This window comes from Curtobacterium sp. BRD11 (genome assembly GCF_031844345.1).
GTDB lineage: Bacteria > Actinomycetota > Actinomycetes > Actinomycetales > Microbacteriaceae > Curtobacterium.
The window spans coordinates 1-17,294 of sequence record NZ_JAUZUZ010000002.1 but is presented as its reverse complement, the minus strand read 5'-3'; the positions used below and the strand labels follow the sequence as shown (position 1 = coordinate 17,294).

The window sequence follows — 17,294 nt, the reverse complement described above, 5'->3', positions numbered from 1 at the left end:
TCATGGCTACCCCCAAGACTGCCGCGCGCAAGCCGCGTCGCAAGGAGAAGAAGAACGTCGCCGTGGGCCAGGCCCACATCAAGAGCACGTTCAACAACACCATCGTCAGCATCACCGACCCGTCGGGTGCCGTCCTCAGCTGGGCGTCCTCGGGTGCCGTGGGCTTCAAGGGTTCGCGCAAGTCGACGCCGTTCGCGGCGCAGCTCGCCGCCGAGTCCGCTGCGCGTCAGGCGCAGGAGCACGGCGTCAAGAAGGTCGACGTCTTCGTCAAGGGCCCGGGCTCGGGTCGCGAGACCGCGATCCGCTCGCTCCAGGCCGCTGGTCTCGAGGTCGGCTCGATCAACGACGTCACCCCGCAGGCGCACAACGGCTGCCGCCCGCCGAAGCGTCGCCGCGTCTGACGCGAGGAGCAACCGGCCGTTCCCCGCTCGTCCCCTGACCGGGGCGAGCGGGGCCGGCCATTCCTGGTCGTTCGATCGCGTACGTCGGGCCCTCCCGGCCCCGCGCTGCGCGTGATCACAACTCAACAGACCCGTCGGGGCCCGGTCGGCCCCGTCGTACCGCCGAGTGTCATATAGCGGACACTCCGCCGAAAGGAATCCCACAGTGCTCATTGCACAGCGCCCCACCCTGACCGAGGAGTCGATCTCCGAGCACCGCTCGCGCTTCGTCATCGAGCCGCTCGAGCCGGGCTTCGGTTACACCCTCGGCAACTCGCTGCGCCGCACGCTCCTCTCCTCGATCCCCGGCGCGGCTGTCACCAGCATCCGCATCGACGGCGTCCTCCACGAGTTCAGCACCGTCCCCGGTGTCAAGGAAGACGTCACCGAGATCATCCTCAACATCAAGAGCCTCGTCGTCTCCAGCGAGCACGACGAGCCGATCACCGCGTACCTGCGCAAGCAGGGTGCCGGTCAGGTCACCGCGGCGGACATCTCCGCCCCGGCCGGCGTCGAGATCCACAACCCGGACCTCGTCATCGCGACCCTGAACGACACCGCGCGCTTCGAGCTGGAGCTGACGATCGAGCGTGGCCGCGGCTACGTCTCGGCGACCCAGAACCGTTCGGAGTTCAGCGAGGCCGGGCAGATCCCGATCGACTCGATCTACTCGCCGGTCCTCAAGGTCACCTACCGCGTCGAGGCGACGCGTGCCGGTGAGCGCACGGACTTCGACCGCCTGGTCGTCGACGTCGAGTCGAAGCCGGCGATCACGCCGCGCGACGCCATCGCGTCGGCCGGTCGCACGCTGGTCGAGCTGTTCGGTCTCGCCCGCGAGCTGAACACGGCGGCCGAGGGCATCGAGATCGGCCCCGCGCCGGTCGACGCGGTGCTCTCGAACGAGCTGCAGACCCCGATCGAGGACCTCGACCTGTCGGTGCGCAGCTACAACTGCCTCAAGCGGGAGGGCATCAACACGGTGTCCGAGCTCGTCGCCCTGTCGGAGACGCAGCTCATGAACATCCGCAACTTCGGTCAGAAGTCGGTGGACGAGGTCAAGGACAAGCTCACCGAGCTCGGCCTGTCCCTCAAGGACACCGTCCCCGGATTCGACGGCGCCCACTTCTACAGCGGGTACGACGAGGACGAGTCCAACAACTGACCTCGCGCTCACGCGCACGCGCACCGATGAGTCGGTGCGCACCACCATCACCACTGGAGAACTGACATGCCGAAGCCCACCAAGGGCCCCCGCCTCGGTGGCGGCCCCGCCCACGAGCGCCTGCTCCTGAGCAACCTCGCCAACGCCCTCTTCACGCACGGTCGCATCACGACCACCGAGACGAAGGCCAAGCGCCTGCGTCCCGTCGCCGAGCGTCTCATCACGTTCGCGAAGCGTGGCGACCTGCACGCGCGTCGTCGTGTGATCGCCCAGCTGCGCGACAAGTCCGTCGTGCACACGCTGTTCACGGAGATCGCCCCGCAGGTCGAGGACCGTCGGGGCGGCTACACCCGCATCACGAAGCTCGGCTTCCGCAAGGGTGACAACGCGCCGCTCGCCTCGATCGAGCTCGTCCTCGAGCCGGTGTCGAGCACGCCGGCCCCGGTCAAGCGCGACGCGGCCCCGGCTGCTGCCGCTCCGGCCGAGGAGACCCCGGCCGAGGAGACCCCGGTCGAGTCCACGGAGACGACCGAGGAGTCCGCTCCCGTCGAGGCCGAGACCGAGACCCCGGCTGCCGCCGAGGTCGAGGCCGACGCCGAGGCGAAGTCGGACGACGCCAAGTAGGTCCAGCACCACCACACGGAACCCCCCGCGACCCACGTCGCGGGGGGTTCCGTCGTCCCCGCGGACGGCGTGGCGACGGACGGGAGGCGCGGGGCGGGGCCGCCACGAGCCTCCCGTCCGGAGCGCACCCGCGTCCGCTCCCAGCGTCGCCGCCGTACGGTGATCGCGACATGGCGAGAGCGGAACGGATCACCGGCGCAGGGCGCCGTCTGTGGCGGTGGAGTCGGGACTCCGGCACCCAGCCGCGGTTGTTGCTGGCCGGCAAGGCCGCGCTGGCCGCCACGATCGCGTGGACCCTGGCGAAGTACGCGCCGGGCGTCGCCGCGGAGTACCCGTACTACGCACCGCTCGGTGCGATCGTCGCGATGCGCACGACCGTCTTCGCGGGGATCCGGGCCGGCGTGCAGACGCTGGTCGGCATCACGCTCGGCATCCTGATCGCCGGGTTCACGATGCTCATCGGCGATCCCGGCGTCATCGCGGTCGCGCTCGTCGTCGGCCTCGGCGTGCTCGTCTCGGGCTTCCGGATCCTGGGCGAGGGGTACTCGTGGGTGCCGATGGCGGCGCTCTTCGTGCTCCTCATCGGCGGCGGGAACGCCGAGGGCTACTCGTTCGCGTACGTCGTGCAGATGGCGATCGGCATCGGCATCGGGCTCGCGGTGAACTTCGCCGTGGTCCCGCCGCTGCACTTCTGGGACGCCGAGCGCCGCATCGACCAGGTGAACGCCGTGCTCGCGCAGCAGCTCGACGACCTGGCGGACGTGCTCGACGAGGGCGAGCCGGACACCGGTGCCTGGGACCGTCAGCAGGAGCGGCTGGACAAGGCGATCGCCGAGGTCCGGGACCGCGTCTCGACGGCGCAGGAGGCGCGCCGGATGAACCCCCGGAGCGTGCTGCGGGGGCCGCGTGCGCGCCTGCAGACCGACGGCGCGCGCTTCCGGGCGCTCGAGCGCGTCGCCTGGTACACGACCGACCTCACCGAGCTGGTCGCCCGTTCGGGTCCGGTTGCGGAGAACATCGGGCGGCCGGACCCGGCGTTCGCAGGACCCTTCGCGGCCGCGCTCCGGAAGGTCGCCTGCGTGGTTCGCGGTGACTGCGAGGAGGACGGGGCGGACGAGTCGATCGCCGACCTCGAGCGCGCCATCGACGCCAGTGACGCGGACCCGTCGCAGGTGACGGTGACCTCCAGCGCGATCGTCGCGCTGCGCGGGGTGCTCGAGTCTGAGAAGCGGGCGACCGCCGACGTCGACACCGAGACCGGGCCCTCGGGACGACAGCGCTAGCGAGCGCCCCCGGTCAGCCGCGCGAGGCCGTCGCCCAGCGCTCGACGGCCTCGGCGGTGTCCGGGGCCACCGCGCGCATCAGGACGAAGTGCTCCCACGTGCCACCGTCCGACACGACGTCGAGGGTGCACGCGGTGTCGTCGCACGTCCGCCAGGCGCCGGCGCCGTCCTCGAGGCCGTCGAGGTCGATCCGCCCGTCCCGGTCGACCGTGCCCGCGGCCAGGCGCTGCTCCACCGCCCAGCCACCGTTCGGAAGGCGGTCGTACTGCGCCTGCTGCTGGTCGTACCGCGGATCGGACTCGACGGGCGCCACGAAGCCGCACGACGCTCCCGCCAGACGGTCGAGCGCGTGCTCGACCGTCGTCGGAGCGACGTCGGTGCCCTCGAGTGCCCAGCGGAGCGTCGTGTCCGTGACCGCGTCCACGTTGTCGGCGACGCAGGGCGGCAGACTGCCGTCGACGTGCTCGTCGACGCGGGCGGTGGTGACGGGGCTCGTGCGCACGGCGTCGCCGACCTGCTCGACGAGAGCGCGGAAGGGGGCGTCGAGTGCCGCCTCGGTCGTGTCCGGGTCGTCCTGGACGCGCTGCGCCAGGACCTGCACCCAGGCGTCACCGACGAGCACGTGGGAGACGCAGTACACGACCGCGGCGTCGCTCGCGCTGCAGCTCGGACCGCCGTCCAGGACGCCGGTCAACCCGGACGCGGCGAGGTCCTGGTACTCCGCCGTGGCGTCGGGCAGCACCGTGACGCGCACGCCCTCGTAGCGGGGGTCGTCGATCGTCCCGAGCACGGTGCCGTCGAGCGGTGCGACGCCGGTGGTCGACGTGCAGGAGGAGCCACCGGCGACCACGGGTGCCCAGTCGGCGGCCGCGACGTGCACGACGTCGGCGAGGGCGACCGCACGCGCGCCGGGGACGACGGCGTCGACTGCTGCTGCGGGCAACAGCGCCGCGCAGTCCGGTGTGCCGTCGCCGGCGGGGGCCGTCCCGAAGTCCACGGCCACCTCCGCGGACGGGCTGCTGCTCGGCGCGGACGACGCGGGCGGGCCGGAGGCGCTCGGTGTCGCGCCCTCGGTCGACGGAGACGAGCAGGCGGTGACCGCGAGGAGCACGGCGACCGACGTGGCGAGGACGGCCGCGCAGCGGGTACGAGGGGATCCCATGTCCGTGACGCTAACCCTCGCGTGTCACGGACCGGTGACGACCGCGTGCTCGCCGGTCACGATCAGGTGACGGCGTCCTCGCACGGCCGGAACTAGGATCGGGTCGTGCCCGTCGCGTCCCGTGTCGCCGTCCTCGGACCGGTGACGGTGGCGGGCCCGGACGGTGCCGCGGTCGCCGTTCCCGGTGCACTCGCGCGGTCGTTCCTGACCGCGCTGGTGCTCGCACCCGGCCGTGCACTCGGCACCGAGGCACTGATCGACGAGCTCTGGGGTGCGGACCGGCCGAGGGGCGCCCGGGCGGCCCTGCAGACCCTGGTCTCCCGACTGCGCCGGACGACGGCGGACGGTCTCGTCGTGTCGACCAGCACGGGGTACGCGCTCGGTGGCGACCCGGCGGACGTCGACCTCGTCGCCGCGGAGCGGGCCGTGCACGCACCCGACACCGCAGCGGTGGGGGCAGCGCTCGGCCGGTGGCGGGGCGCACCGGGTGCGGACGTCGACGGGGACCTGGGCTCGGCGCTCGCCGACCGCGCGGCCGCGGTCGAGCACGCCCTGCGTCGGCGGCTCGCCGTCCTGCTGCTCGAGGACGGCGACGCCGCCGCCGCTGCGACCACCTGGCTCGCCGAGGTCGACGCGGCGCCCTTCGACGACACGGCGGTCGGCGGAGCGATGCGCGCCCTCGACGTCGACGGGCGGACCCCCGAGGCACTCGCGGTGTTCGCCGCGCACCGCGGACGGCTGGCGGACGGACTCGGGGCCGATCCGTCCGCGGAGCTCGTGCGGCTGAACGCCGAGCTCCTGCGCCGGTCGGCGTCCGCGACCGACCACCCGGTCCGGCGGACCGGGCTCCGGGTCGCGCCGAACGAGCTCGTCGGGCGACAGGACGACGTCGCGACGGTGTCCCGGTCGCTCGACGAGCACCGCCTGGTCACGGTGCTCGGTCCGGGCGGACTCGGCAAGACGCGCCTGGCGCAGGCCGTCGCCGCCGCGCTGCCCCCGACCACGGGCGTCGTCGTCTGCGAGCTCGCACCGATCGACGACGGCGAGGACCTGCTGCCTGCCCTCGGCGCACTGCTCGGGATCACCGAGGTCCGGACGGCGCGCATGCTGCAGGACGCGGTCGTCACCGACCTGTGGGGCCGGGTGGTGCGTGCCCTCGACGACGGACCGACGGTGCTCGTGCTCGACAACTGCGAGCACCTGCTGCAGGCCGTGGCCCGCTGCACGGCCGACCTGCTCGCCGCCGTGCCCGGGCTGCGGGTGCTCACGACGTCCCGGGCACCGCTCGCCATCGCGGGCGAGGTCGTCGCACCCCTCGGACCGCTGCCGGTCGAGGCCGGCGGTGCGGCGGTCCGGCTGTTCACCGAACGCGCCCGTGCCGCTCGGCCCGGTGCGGTGCTGCCCGTGGACGCGGTGCGCAGGATCTGCACCCGGCTCGACGGGTCGCCGCTCGCCATCGAGCTCGCCGCCGCCCGCATCCGGGGGATGTCGGTCGACGAGGTCGAACGGCGGCTCGACGACCGCTTCGCCCTGCTGCGCGGTGGTGACCGGAGCGCTCCCGAACGGCACCGCACCCTGCTCGCCGTCATCGAGTGGAGCTGGCGGCTCCTCGACGAGGGCGCCCAGGACCTGCTGACCCGCCTCGCACTGTTCCCCGACGGTGTCGCGGTCGAGGCCGTCGAGTCGGTGGCGGAGCCCGGACGGCGGTGGGACGCGCTCGACGACCTCGCCGACCTGGTGGAACAGTCCCTCGTGCAGCTCGTCGAGGTCGAGGGGGAGCCGGTCCGCTACCGACTGCTCGAGACCGTGCGCGAGTTCGGCGCCGCACGCCTGGCGGCCCGGGGCACCACCGAGCCCGTGCGGGCGGCCATGACCGCGTGGGGCCGGGAACTGTCGGCAGCGCGCAACCTGTTCGCACTGCGGGGTCCGGCGCAGCTCGTCGCGTTCACCGAGGTCCGCCGCGAGGCCGACACGCTCGTCACCCTGCTGCGCTGGGCGATCCGCGCCGACGACGTGCCGACGGTGGCGCACGTCTTCGCGGCCCTCGGCGCGTACTGGACGCTCCGCGGGCTGCACCGCGAGGTCGCCGCGACCGCACCCGACGTCGTCGCGGCGCTGCGGTCGCGCGTGCCGGCGCCGGCCGACCGCACCGCGACGGTGATCGGCCTCGTGATGTGCGGTGCGACCGCGGTGTTCACCGACCTCCGCACCACCGCCCGGGCGATCAGCGGACTCCGGGAGCTGCACCGCTCCGGGCGTGCCGAGGACCCGGTCGTCGACGCGCTCGCCGGGCTCCTGCTCGCCCTGCCGCGACCCGAGCAGGGCTCCGCCGAGCTGGCACGGCTGCGTGCCCACCGAGAGCCCGCGGTCGCCCTGCTCGGCCACCTGCTCAGCGCGCCGCTGGCCGAGAACGACGGCGACCCGGCCGGGGCGCTGCGGTACATCCGGCGTGCGGAGGAGCTGGCACGGACGACCGGAGAGGCCTGGACCACGGGCACCGTCGCGGTCACGCTGACCCAGCTGCTCGCGCAGTCCGGGCGGTACCGGGAGTCCCTCGCCGCCGCCGTCACCGCCCGGGAGGACCTCGAGCTGTTCGGGGCGGAGGACGACCTGTACGAGATCGGGTGGACCGTCGGTCTCGCCTCGGCCGCGACCGGCGACGTCGACCGTGCACGTGCCGTCGCAGCGGACCTGCGGCACCGGCCCGACGGCGGCCGCGGCGGGTTCGACGACCGCGGGCTGATCGCCGTGCTCGCGGTCGCGATCACCGCCGAGTGCGCGCGGTACGAGGGTGACCTCGCCGGGGCCGCGGCGGCGTACGCCGCGGCCTGGGACGTCGTGCAGCCCGGTCGCGGACCCGCCGCGCACTGGGCGCTGACGGCGGGGGCGGCACGCATCGCGGCGGTGGACGAGGCGGGCGCGGGCCGGACCGACGGCGCGGCCCCGGGCCTCCCGGCAGCCGAACTGGCGGTCGCCCGCCGGATCCGTGTCGGCACCCTCGTGCAGCTGCGGCTCCGCCAGGCCCGCCGGGACGTGCCCGTCATCGGGACGGCACTCGCCGGGCTCGCGATCGCCTACGCGCGCACCGGACGTCCGGACACGGCTGCCGCGTGCTGGGGCACGCTCACGCGGATCGGCTCGCGGCAGGACTTCGCGGTGCTCGCGCACGCCCGGCTGCGACCGCTGCTCGCCGAGGTGGTGGGGGAGCCGGCGCTCGCCGACGCCGAGACGGCCGCGGCCGGCAGGGACCGGACCGAGGCCGTCTCGTGGGTGCGGCGCGTGCTCGAGGACGCTCGCCTGCCCGGCTGACCGGCGTCCGGGCCGTCCGCTCCCGGACGGTCGCCCGGACCGTCAGGCCTTCCGCATGTACGCGCGGACCGTCAGCGGGGCGAACACCGCGACGACCACGGCCGCGCCGAGCAGACTCAGCCAGAGGTCGCCGCCGACCACGCCGTGGTTCACCAGGTCGCGCACCGCGGTGATGAGGTGCGAGACCGGGTTGACCTCGGTGAACCAGCGCAGCCAGGCGGGCAGCGTGTCGGTCGGGACGAAGGCGTTCGACAGGAACGTCAGCGGGAACAGCACGAGGTTCGCGATGCCGGAGACGCTCGACGCGGTCCGGGCGATGACCCCGAAGTACGCGAAGACCCAGCTGATCGCCCACGCCACCACGATGACGAGCAGCGCGGCGAGGAGCACGGCGCCGAGTCCGCCGGCGGGGCGCAGCCCCATGACGATGCCCACCACGAACGTGATCGTCGTCGCGATGGCGTAGCGGACGGTGTCGGCGAGCAGGGCCCCGGCGAGCGGGGCGATCCGGGCGATCGGGAGCGACCGGAACCGGTCGAACACGCCCTTGTCCATGTCCTCGCGGAGCTGCACGCCGGTGACGACCGACGACGTGATCGCCGTCTGCACGAGGATGCCGGGGATGATCACGGGCAGGTAGCTGCCGACGTCGCCGGAGATCGCGCCGCCGAAGATGTACGTGAACATCACCGTGAAGACGATCGGCATGAGCGTGACGTCGAACAGCTGCTCGGGGGTCCGGCGGATCTTCACGAGTCCGCGGTACGCCATCGTGAACGACTGGCGGACGGTGGCGGCCAGGCCGGTGCCGCCGATCCCGGGTCGGGGTGTCACGCGGGGCGACGACGTGGTGGTGGGGGTCGGGGCGAGGGTGGTCATGCGGGGCTCCCTTCGAGCGCGCGCTCGGACTCGGTGTCGGTGTCGGTGTCGGCGTCCGCAGACGTCGGCGAGCCGGTGATGGTGAGGAAGACCTCGTCGAGGGTCGGCTTCTGCACGCTCATCTCGGCGAGGGAGACGCCCGCTTCGCGGAACGACACGAGCAGGTCGGTGACCCGGTCGGGCGCCGTCATCGGGGCGGTGAGCCGCGCGCCCTCCGGGCTGACGACCGCCGGGGTGCCCAGCACGCGCTCGACGAGCGACGCCGCGGTCGCGAGGGCGTCCGCATCCGCGTCCGCCAGGCGGAGCTGCAGCGAGGCCGTGCCGACCGAGGACTTCAGCTCGTCCGCGGTGCCCTCGGCCACGACACGTCCGTGGTCGATGACGGCGATGCGGTCGGCGAGCTGGTCGGCCTCGTCGAGGTACTGCGTCGTGAGCAGGACGGTCGACCCGGTCGCGACGAGCTCGCGGATCGTGTCCCACATCTGCGCCCGGGTGCGCGGGTCGAGGCCGGTCGTCGGCTCGTCGAGGAAGATGAGCGGCGGCTGCGCGATGAGGCTCGCCGCCAGGTCGAGCCGGCGGCGCATGCCCCCGGAGAACTTCTTGAGCGGACGCGACGCCGCCTCGGACAGCCCGAAGCGCTCGAGCAGCTCGACCGCCTTGCGCTTCGCGTCGCCGCGGGAGAGGCCGAGCAGCCGCGCGAAGATGACGAGGTTCTCGGTGGCGCTGAGGGTCTCGTCGACGCTCGCGTACTGCCCCGTCACCCCGATCAGGGAGCGGACCGTCTGCGGCTCGCGGCGGACGTCGTGCCCGAAGACGCGGGCCTCGCCGCCGTCCGGCCGCAGCAGGGTCGCGAGCATCGAGATGGTGGTCGTCTTGCCGGCGCCGTTCGGGCCGAGCACGCCGTAGACCGTGCCGGCCTCGACGCGGAGGTCGACCCCGTCCACGGCACGGTTGCTGCCGAACGTCTTGACGAGGCCGGTCGCCTCGACGGCGAGTGGTGTGGTGGTCATCGCACAGGTCCTTTCGTCGATGTCGGGACGATCGTGCCGCCGGCCGCTCACGCGGCACTGACGTGGCGCTGACACCGGCGCACGGTCGCCGTCAGCGGGGCTGCCCGTCGCCGTCGGCGGGTACGGGCGGTGGTCGTCGTCGTCGTCGGCGGGGCCGGACGGGAGGCCCGCCCCGGCCCCGGTACGCTCGCTCCCGTGGCAGGGACGGACGACTCGGGTGCCGGTGTCGGCGGTGCCGTGCGGCTGCGGCTGGACATCGCCTACGACGGGGCCGCGTTCTCCGGCTGGGCCCGGCAGCCCGGCCTGCGGACCGTGCAGGGAGCGCTCGAGTCCGCGCTCGCCACGGTCTTCACCCGGTGGGGCGCGCCGCCGCAGCTGACGGTCGCCGGTCGGACGGACGCCGGGGTGCACGCCACCGGGCAGGTCGCCCACGTCGACCTGACCGCGGAGCAGTGGGGTGCGCTCACCCGTCCGCGGCGGTCGTCGCCGGACGGCCCTCCTCGCACCTCGCTCGACGGACTCGTCAAGCGCGTGAACGGTCTCGCCGGGGCGACGGGCGACGTCGTCGTCGCGCGCGCGTCGGTCGCACCGGACGGGTTCGACGCCCGGTTCTCCCCGCTCTGGCGGCGCTACGAGTACCGGGTGGCGGACGCCGACGCCCCGCGCGATCCACGTCGCCGCGGGCACACGCTCTGGCACCCGACGCGCCTGGACCCGGCGGCGATGGAGCGTGGTGCGCTGACGTTGCTCGGGCTGCACGACTTCGCGACCTTCTGCAAGCCGCGCGAGGGCGCGACCACGATCCGGACGCTGCAGGAGTTCCGCTGGGACCGCGAGCCGGACGGCGTGCTGGTGGCGCGCCTCCAGGCCGACGCGTTCTGCCACTCCATGGTGCGGGCGATGGTGGGGGCGACGATCGCCGTCGGGGAGGGACGCTTCGGGCCGGACCGCCTCGAGGAGCTGCGGGTCGCGCAGCAGCGCACGAGCGCGTTCAAGGTCGCACCCGCGGCCGGTCTGACCCTCACCGAGGTGGGCTACCCGGGGGACCACGAGCTCGCGGCCCGGGCGACGCAGACCCGTGCGCGCCGGACGGACGACGAGCCGGACGCCGGTACCGTCGGGGGATGAGCTCCCGCAGGCCCCGGTCCGTCGTCTCCGTGGCACCCGGTGTGGTGTTCGTCGAGGGGCCGGTCTCGAACTGGGTCGTGCTCGCCGAGGAGGACGGCGTCGCGCTGATCGACGCCGGCTACCCCGCGGACACCGCGCTCGTCCTCGACACCGTGCGCTGGGCGGGGCACGACCTCGGCGACCTCCGACGCATCTACGTCACGCACGGGCACGTCGACCACATCGGGGGCATCCCGGGGATCCTCGAGCGGTACCCGCACGTGCAGGTCCTGGCGCACGCGGACGAACTCGACAACGTGCGCGGGCCGCAGCGGCAGCAGGTCCGGCCGGCGGAGATCGGCGGGCGTCTCGCCGCACCGCGGACGTTCCGCTGGCTGGCGCGGGCCGTCGGTTCCGACGCCCTGCGTCCCGTGACCGTCCCCACTGCCCGGGCCTTCACCGCGCACGACTTCGCGGGGCGTGCGATGACGCCGTTCCCCGCCGTCGGGCACACGGCCGGCTCGACCGCGTACCTGTTGCCGGCCGCGAACGCCATCGTCACCGGGGACGCGGTCGTCTCGCACCACGACACGCTCCCGGGGTCGTGGCAGCCGCGACCACGCATGATCACGCCGTTCTTCACCGCGGACCAGGCGACGGCGCTCGAGTCCGCACGGGCGCTGCCGATCCCGGAGATCGTGCTGCCCGGGCACGGACCGGCCGTGCACCGGGTCGGCAGCGGGTGGGTGCCGGTCGCCGGCTGAGCGCGCCGCCGGGCACCGTCCCGTCGCCACGCTGCGCACCCCGGACGGGGGTGGACCGGATCGTTCACCTGCCGGAAACCTGAGTGGCCCCGCAGGTCGCTAGCGTGCTGGAGTCCCCCTCCTCCTGCCGAAGGTCAGCATGCCCAACCTCCTGCGGCGCACCGTGCTGTGCGCCACGGTGGCAGCGACGCTCGTCGCCGCCCCGCTCGTCTCCGTCTCCACCGCCGTCGCGGACCCCGCGGGCGCCGGCCTCGTCATCGCCGAGGCGTACCTGAAGGGCGGCAGCGCGAACCAGCCGTTCACGAACAAGTTCGTCGAGATCGCGAACCCGACCGACAACGCCGTCGCCGTGGACGGGTGGTCGATCCAGTACCGGGCCGCCGCGAACACCGGCACGCCGTCGGTCGGCAAGCTCAGCGGTACCGTCCCCGCACACGGGTCGTACCTCGTGCAGATGGGCTCGAACGGGACGAACGGCCAGGCGCTGCCCACCCCCGACGCCGTGACCGGCCTCAACCCGTCCGGGTCGACCGGCACGCTCGTCCTGTCCGACCAGGCCACGGCGCTCACGCTGCCGGTCGGCTCGGTCACCACCGGGACGCCCGGCGTCGTCGACCTGCTGGGCTACGGCACGTCGAACACGTTCGAGACCGCCGTCGCGCCGACCGGGACGGCGAACTCCGTGCCGGACGCGCTGCACCGCGACGGCACCGTCGACACCGACTCCAACGCGGCGGACTTCGCCCTGGGCTCCTCGGTGACCCCGGAGAACTCCGGCGGGTCCGGCACGACGCCGACCGACCCGGGCACCCCCACCGATCCGGGCACCCCCACCACACCTGCCGAAGCGGTCACGATCGCCCAGCTGCAGGGCACGGGTCCCGCGTCGCCGTACGTGGGGAAGCGCGTCGTCACCGAGGGCGTCGTGACCGCGGTCTACGCCACGGGTGGGCTGAACGGCTACACGATCCAGACCGCCGGTACGGGCGGGGCGGTCGACCTCGCCACCCACGCCGCGTCGGACGCCGTGTTCGTGTTCTCCGCCGCGACCGCGGGCAGCGTCGCCATCGGGGACGCCGTGCGCCTCACGGGCACGGTCGCCGAGTACAACGGCCTCAGCGAGCTCGAGGTCGGCTCGACCGCCGACGTCGAGGAGCTCCCCGCCGCGGGCGTCGTGCAGCCGGTCCCGGCCACGCTGACCCTGCCGCGCACGGACGCGCAGCGCGAGTCGCTCGAGAGCATGCTGATCGCGCCGCAGGGCGACTACACGGTCGCCGACAACTACACGACGAACCAGTACGGCGAGATCGCGCTCGCCGCGGGCACGAAGCGCCTGATCCAGCCGACCGAGGTCGCCCGCCCGGGCAGCGCCGAGGCCGCGGAGGTCGCCGCCGACAACGCCGCGCGCACGGTGGTCCTCGACGACGGTGCGAGCACGAACTTCCTCAGCGCCGCGAACCAGTCGGTCCCGGTGTCCTGGCTCACGCAGGGCCCGGTCACGGTCGGTGCCGCAGCGACCTTCTCGGAGCCGGTCGTCCTCGACTACCGCAACGACACCTGGAAGTTCCAGCCGACGTCGCCGATCACCGGTGCGACGCCCGCGGCAGACCTGCCCGCGTCGTTCTCGCAGGTCCGCACCGCGGCCCCCGAGAACGTCGGTGGGGACCTCAAGCTCGCCGGGTTCAACGTGCTGAACTACTTCCCGACCACGGGCGACCAGCTCACCGGCTGCACGTACTACACCGACCGCGACGGCGACCCCGTGACCGTCCGCGGTGGCTGCGACGCCCGTGGCGCCGCGAACGCCGACGACCTCGAGCGCCAGCAGGTGAAGATCGTGAAGGCGATCAACGCCCTCGGTGCCGACGTGGTCTCCCTCGAGGAGATCGAGAACTCAGCACGGTTCGGCAAGGACCGCGACGCCGCCGTCGGCACGCTCGTCTCGGCGCTGAACGCGGCGACCGGCCAGGACACCTGGGCGTACGTGCCGTCCCCGGCGGTGCTGCCCGCGAGCGAGGACGTCATCCGCCTCGCCCTCATCTACAAGCAGGACCGCGTCGCACCCGTCGGCGAGTCGACCATCCTCGACGACCCGGCCTTCGCGAACGCCCGCCAGCCCGTCGCGGACGCCTTCCGCCCGGTCGGCGGGGACGCGGACGACGACTTCCTGGTGATCGCGAACCACTTCAAGTCGAAGGGCTCCGGCTCGGGCGCGGACGCCGACCAGGGCGACGGCCAGGGTGCCTCGAACGCGTCCCGCGTGGCACAGGCGACGGCGCTCGCCGCGTTCTCGACCACCGAGCAGGAGAAGTACGGCACGGACAGGGTGTTCATGCTCGGCGACTTCAACGCCTACAGCGAGGAGGACCCGATGGTCGTCCTGCGCGACGCCGGCTACACCGACCTCGGGCCGGCGAAGGACCCGACCGAGTACTCCTACGTGTTCAGCGGCCTGAGCGGTTCGCTCGACCACGTGCTGGCCTCACCCGCGGCGCTCGAGGCCGTGACCGGCGTGGACATCTGGAACATCAACTCGACCGAGTCGGTGGGCCTGGAGTACAGCCGCTACGACTACAACGTCACCGACCTGTACCGCGACGACGTGTACCGGGCGAGCGACCACGACCCGATCCTGGTCGGCTTCGACCTGGCCGAGGACGAGACCCCGACGCCGGGTGACGGTGGCACGCCGGGCAACGGCGGGACCCCCGGCGGACCCGGCCACGGCGGCGACCACCCGGGCAAGCCGGGCAAGCCGGGTCACGGCGGCGACCACCCGGGCAAGCCGGGTCACGGTGACGGGAAGCCGGGCAAGCCCGGCCACGGTGACGGCAAGCCGGGCGGGCCCGGTCACGGTGAGTTCGTCGCGGACGTCGTCCGTGTCGTGCTCGGTGTGTTCGGCTGGCTGCGTGGACTGTTCGGCTGAGGTGACCACGGCCCGGACGTGACCGGGTGACGGACGGGAGGCGCGGTGTCGGACGGCACCGCGCCTCCCGTCCGTCACGGCCCCGTTCGACAAGGCGAGCCGCGTCGGGTAGGCTCTCACCTTGGTCTGTGCGCCCCGTGCGCCGGACAGTCAGATGAGCCCTCCACCGGGCAGTTCCACGAGCATCGCCCGCGGAACACCCACCGGAGCGGGATTCACGGACTCCTCACCTCGACACGAAAGCAGCACTCCTGTGACTCGTACGTTCTCCCCGAAGCCGGCAGACGTCCAGCACGACTGGATCGTCATCGACGCGACCGACGTCGTCCTCGGCCGTCTCGCCACCCACGCCGCGGCGCTCCTGCGCGGCAAGCACAAGGCCACCTTCGCCCAGCACATGGACATGGGTGACTACGTCATCATCATCAACGCGGACAAGGTCGCCCTCACCGGCTCCAAGCTCGCGAAGAAGGTCTACTACCGTCACTCGGGCTACCCGGGCGGCCTCACGGCGACCTCCTACCCGGAGATGCTCGAGAAGCACCCGACCCGCGCCGTCGAGAAGGCGATCCGCGGCATGCTGCCGAAGAACACCCTCGGCCGTGAGCAGCTCAAGAAGCTGAAGGTCTACGCCGGCGCAGAGCACCCGCACGCCGCGCAGCAGCCCAAGGCGTACACCTTCGACCAGGTCGCACAGTAGTTCCGGCCACGACGACTTCAAGGACTGATAAAACTCATGGCTCAGATCGCTGACTCCCTCGACCAGACCCCGGAGAGCTTCACCACCGAGAGCGCCCCGGCGTCCTCGGAGGCCGCTCCCCGCCAGATCCTCAACGTCTCGGGCGGTGCCGTCGGGCGCCGCAAGGAGGCCATCGCCCGCGTGCGTCTCGTCCCCGGTGGCGGCTCGTTCACGGTCAACGGCCGCACGCTCGAGGACTACTTCCCGAACAAGCTGCACCAGCAGCTGATCAACGACCCGTTCAAGGTGCTCGAGCTCCTCGGCGCCTACGACGTCGTCGCTCGCATCACCGGTGGTGGCCCCTCGGGTCAGGCCGGTGCGCTCCGCCTCGCCATCGCGCGTGCGCTGAACGAGATCGACCGCGAGAACAACCGCGCCACCCTCAAGAAGGCCGGCTTCCTCACCCGTGACGCCCGCGTCATCGAGCGCAAGAAGGCCGGTCTCAAGAAGGCCCGCAAGGCGTCGCAGTTCTCGAAGCGCTAGTCGCGCGACGAACCCGATCGCAATGCCGCGTCTGTTCGGTACCGACGGTGTTCGTGGACTCGCCAACGGCGAGCTGACGGCCGCGCTGGCTCTGGGTCTCGCCCAGGCCAGCGCGGCCGTGCTCACACACGGACACCATGCGGACGCCCGCCGGGCGTCCGGTCGACCGCGCCCCCGCGCGGTCCTGGCGCGCGACCCGCGCGTCTCCGGTGAGTTCCTGGGTGCCGCGGTCGCGGCCGGTCTCGCCTCCGCCGGTGTCGACGTGCTCGACGCCGGGGTCATCCCCACCCCCGCTGCGGCGTTCCTCGTCGCGGACATCGACGCCGACTTCGGCGTGATGATCTCCGCGTCCCACAACCCCGCGCCCGACAACGGGATCAAGTTCTTCGCCACGGGCGGCCGCAAGCTGCCGGACGAGGTCGAGGACCGCATCGAAGCGGCCATGCACGACCAGTCCGCCCCGGCGCCCACCGGTGGCGACGTCGGCCGGATCACCCGCTTCGCCGACGCCGAGGACCGCTACGTCGTCCACCTGCTCGGCACGCTGCCGCACCGGCTCGACGGCCTGCACGTCGTGCTCGACTGCGCGAACGGTGCCGCCGCGGGCGTCTCGCCCGAGGTCTTCGTCAACGCCGGCGCTCGCGTCACGCTCATCGGCGCGGACCCGGACGGCATGAACATCAACGACGGTGTGGGCTCGACCCACATCGACAACCTCGCCGCCGCCGTGCTGGCGCACGGCGCCGACGTGGGCATCGCGCACGACGGCGACGCCGACCGCTGCCTCGCGGTGGACGCCGCCGGCAACGCCGTCGACGGCGACCAGATCATGGCGATCCTGGCGCTCTCGCTCCAGGAGCGGGGCCGGCTCGCCGACGACACGCTCGTCGCGACCGTCATGTCGAACCTCGGGCTCAAGCGGGCCATGGCGGACGCGGGCATCACGGTGCTCGAGACCGGCGTGGGCGACCGCTACGTGCTCGAGAAGATGAACGAGGGCGGCTTCTCGCTCGGTGGCGAGCAGTCCGGCCACATCATCTTCAACGACTACGCCACCACCGGCGACGGCGTGCTGACGGGCCTGCACCTGGTGGCCGAGATGGCCCGCACGGGCAAGAGCCTGCAGGAGCTCGCGTCGTGCATGACCGTCTTCCCGCAGGTGCTCCTCAACGTGCGCGGTGTCGACCGCCACGGGCTGGACGACCAGGGCGTGCAGGACGCGATCGCCGCGGCGACCGAGGCCCTCGGCGACGCCGGTCGGGTGCTGCTGCGCCCGTCGGGCACCGAGCCCGTCGTCCGCGTGATGGTCGAGGCGGCGTCGCAGGAGGATGCGCAGCGGGTCGCCGAGGAGCTGGCCGCCGTCGTGCGCGACCGGCTGGCGATCGACGCGGCCGCGTAGGGCACTC

Annotated in this window: 14 protein-coding genes; 11 read left to right on the top strand and 3 right to left on the bottom strand. The window is 73.2% G+C overall.

Annotated features, from left to right (window positions below; translation table 11 throughout):
* The first annotated feature begins 2 nt into the window (after nt 1–2).
* From rpsK to Q9R28_RS04485, 4 genes are all read left to right on the top strand, one after another.
* Nucleotides 3–401 (top strand): 30S ribosomal protein S11, encoded by a 399-nt coding sequence (rpsK, locus tag Q9R28_RS04500; protein WP_017885507.1) that lies wholly within the window; start codon nt 3–5, stop codon nt 399–401.
* A gap of 205 nt (nt 402–606) precedes the next feature.
* Nucleotides 607–1,602, top strand: a complete 996-nt coding sequence (locus tag Q9R28_RS04495; protein ID WP_066656999.1) for a DNA-directed RNA polymerase subunit alpha — start codon at nt 607–609, stop codon at nt 1,600–1,602.
* A gap of 66 nt (nt 1,603–1,668) precedes the next feature.
* Nucleotides 1,669–2,226 carry a 50S ribosomal protein L17 gene (gene rplQ / locus Q9R28_RS04490; RefSeq protein WP_209684906.1) on the top strand — a complete coding sequence of 186 codons (558 nt, stop codon included), beginning with the start codon at nt 1,669–1,671 and terminating at the stop codon, nt 2,224–2,226.
* Nucleotides 2,227–2,396: 170 nt separating this feature from the next.
* Nucleotides 2,397–3,509, top strand: a complete 1,113-nt coding sequence (locus Q9R28_RS04485; RefSeq protein WP_209684907.1) for an aromatic acid exporter family protein — start codon at nt 2,397–2,399, stop codon at nt 3,507–3,509.
* A 13-nt stretch (nt 3,510–3,522) separates the two neighbouring features.
* Here Q9R28_RS04485 and Q9R28_RS04480 read toward each other — a convergent pair whose 3' ends face one another.
* Nucleotides 3,523–4,671 carry a hypothetical protein gene (locus Q9R28_RS04480; RefSeq protein WP_311205566.1) on the bottom strand — a complete coding sequence of 383 codons (1,149 nt, stop codon included), beginning with the start codon at nt 4,669–4,671 and terminating at the stop codon, nt 3,523–3,525.
* Between the two features lie 105 nt (nt 4,672–4,776).
* Here Q9R28_RS04480 and Q9R28_RS04475 point away from each other — a divergent pair, with 105 nt between their 5' ends.
* Entirely contained in the window at nt 4,777–7,980 is a 3,204-nt protein-coding gene (locus Q9R28_RS04475) for a BTAD domain-containing putative transcriptional regulator (protein WP_311205565.1), read from the top strand.
* A 42-nt stretch (nt 7,981–8,022) separates the two neighbouring features.
* On the opposite strand, the gene Q9R28_RS04470 is transcribed toward Q9R28_RS04475, so the two are convergent.
* Complete coding sequence (locus tag Q9R28_RS04470) at nt 8,023–8,859, bottom strand: ABC transporter permease (protein WP_311205564.1); 837 nt, start codon at nt 8,857–8,859, stop codon at nt 8,023–8,025.
* Nucleotides 8,856–9,869 (bottom strand): ATP-binding cassette domain-containing protein, encoded by a 1,014-nt coding sequence (locus tag Q9R28_RS04465; protein ID WP_311205563.1) that lies wholly within the window; start codon nt 9,867–9,869, stop codon nt 8,856–8,858. Before Q9R28_RS04465 ends, Q9R28_RS04470 begins: the two co-directional genes overlap by 4 nt.
* Before the next feature lie 195 nt (nt 9,870–10,064).
* On the opposite strand from Q9R28_RS04465, the gene truA reads away from it, so the two are divergent.
* The 6 genes from truA to glmM all read left to right on the top strand — a co-directional run bounded on the left by truA (nt 10,065) and on the right by glmM (nt 17,287).
* Nucleotides 10,065–10,997, top strand: coding sequence for a tRNA pseudouridine(38-40) synthase TruA (gene truA / locus Q9R28_RS04460; RefSeq protein WP_311205562.1), 933 nt, complete (start codon nt 10,065–10,067; stop codon nt 10,995–10,997).
* A complete protein-coding gene (locus Q9R28_RS04455) occupies nt 10,994–11,740 on the top strand; it encodes an MBL fold metallo-hydrolase (RefSeq protein ID WP_251155202.1) in 747 nt (248 codons plus the stop codon). The genes truA and Q9R28_RS04455 overlap by 4 nt, the downstream gene beginning before the upstream one ends.
* A gap of 139 nt (nt 11,741–11,879) precedes the next feature.
* Nucleotides 11,880–14,666, top strand: coding sequence for an ExeM/NucH family extracellular endonuclease (locus tag Q9R28_RS04450; RefSeq protein WP_311205561.1), 2,787 nt, complete (start codon nt 11,880–11,882; stop codon nt 14,664–14,666).
* 253 nt (nt 14,667–14,919) lie between these two features.
* Complete coding sequence (gene rplM, locus Q9R28_RS04445; RefSeq protein WP_022904636.1) at nt 14,920–15,366, top strand: 50S ribosomal protein L13; 447 nt, start codon at nt 14,920–14,922, stop codon at nt 15,364–15,366.
* A gap of 36 nt (nt 15,367–15,402) precedes the next feature.
* Entirely contained in the window at nt 15,403–15,888 is a 486-nt protein-coding gene (rpsI, locus tag Q9R28_RS04440; protein WP_066656983.1) for a 30S ribosomal protein S9, read from the top strand.
* 22 nt (nt 15,889–15,910) lie between these two features.
* Nucleotides 15,911–17,287, top strand: coding sequence for a phosphoglucosamine mutase (gene glmM / locus Q9R28_RS04435; protein ID WP_209684914.1), 1,377 nt, complete (start codon nt 15,911–15,913; stop codon nt 17,285–17,287).
* The last annotated feature ends 7 nt before the right edge of the window (nt 17,288–17,294 follow it).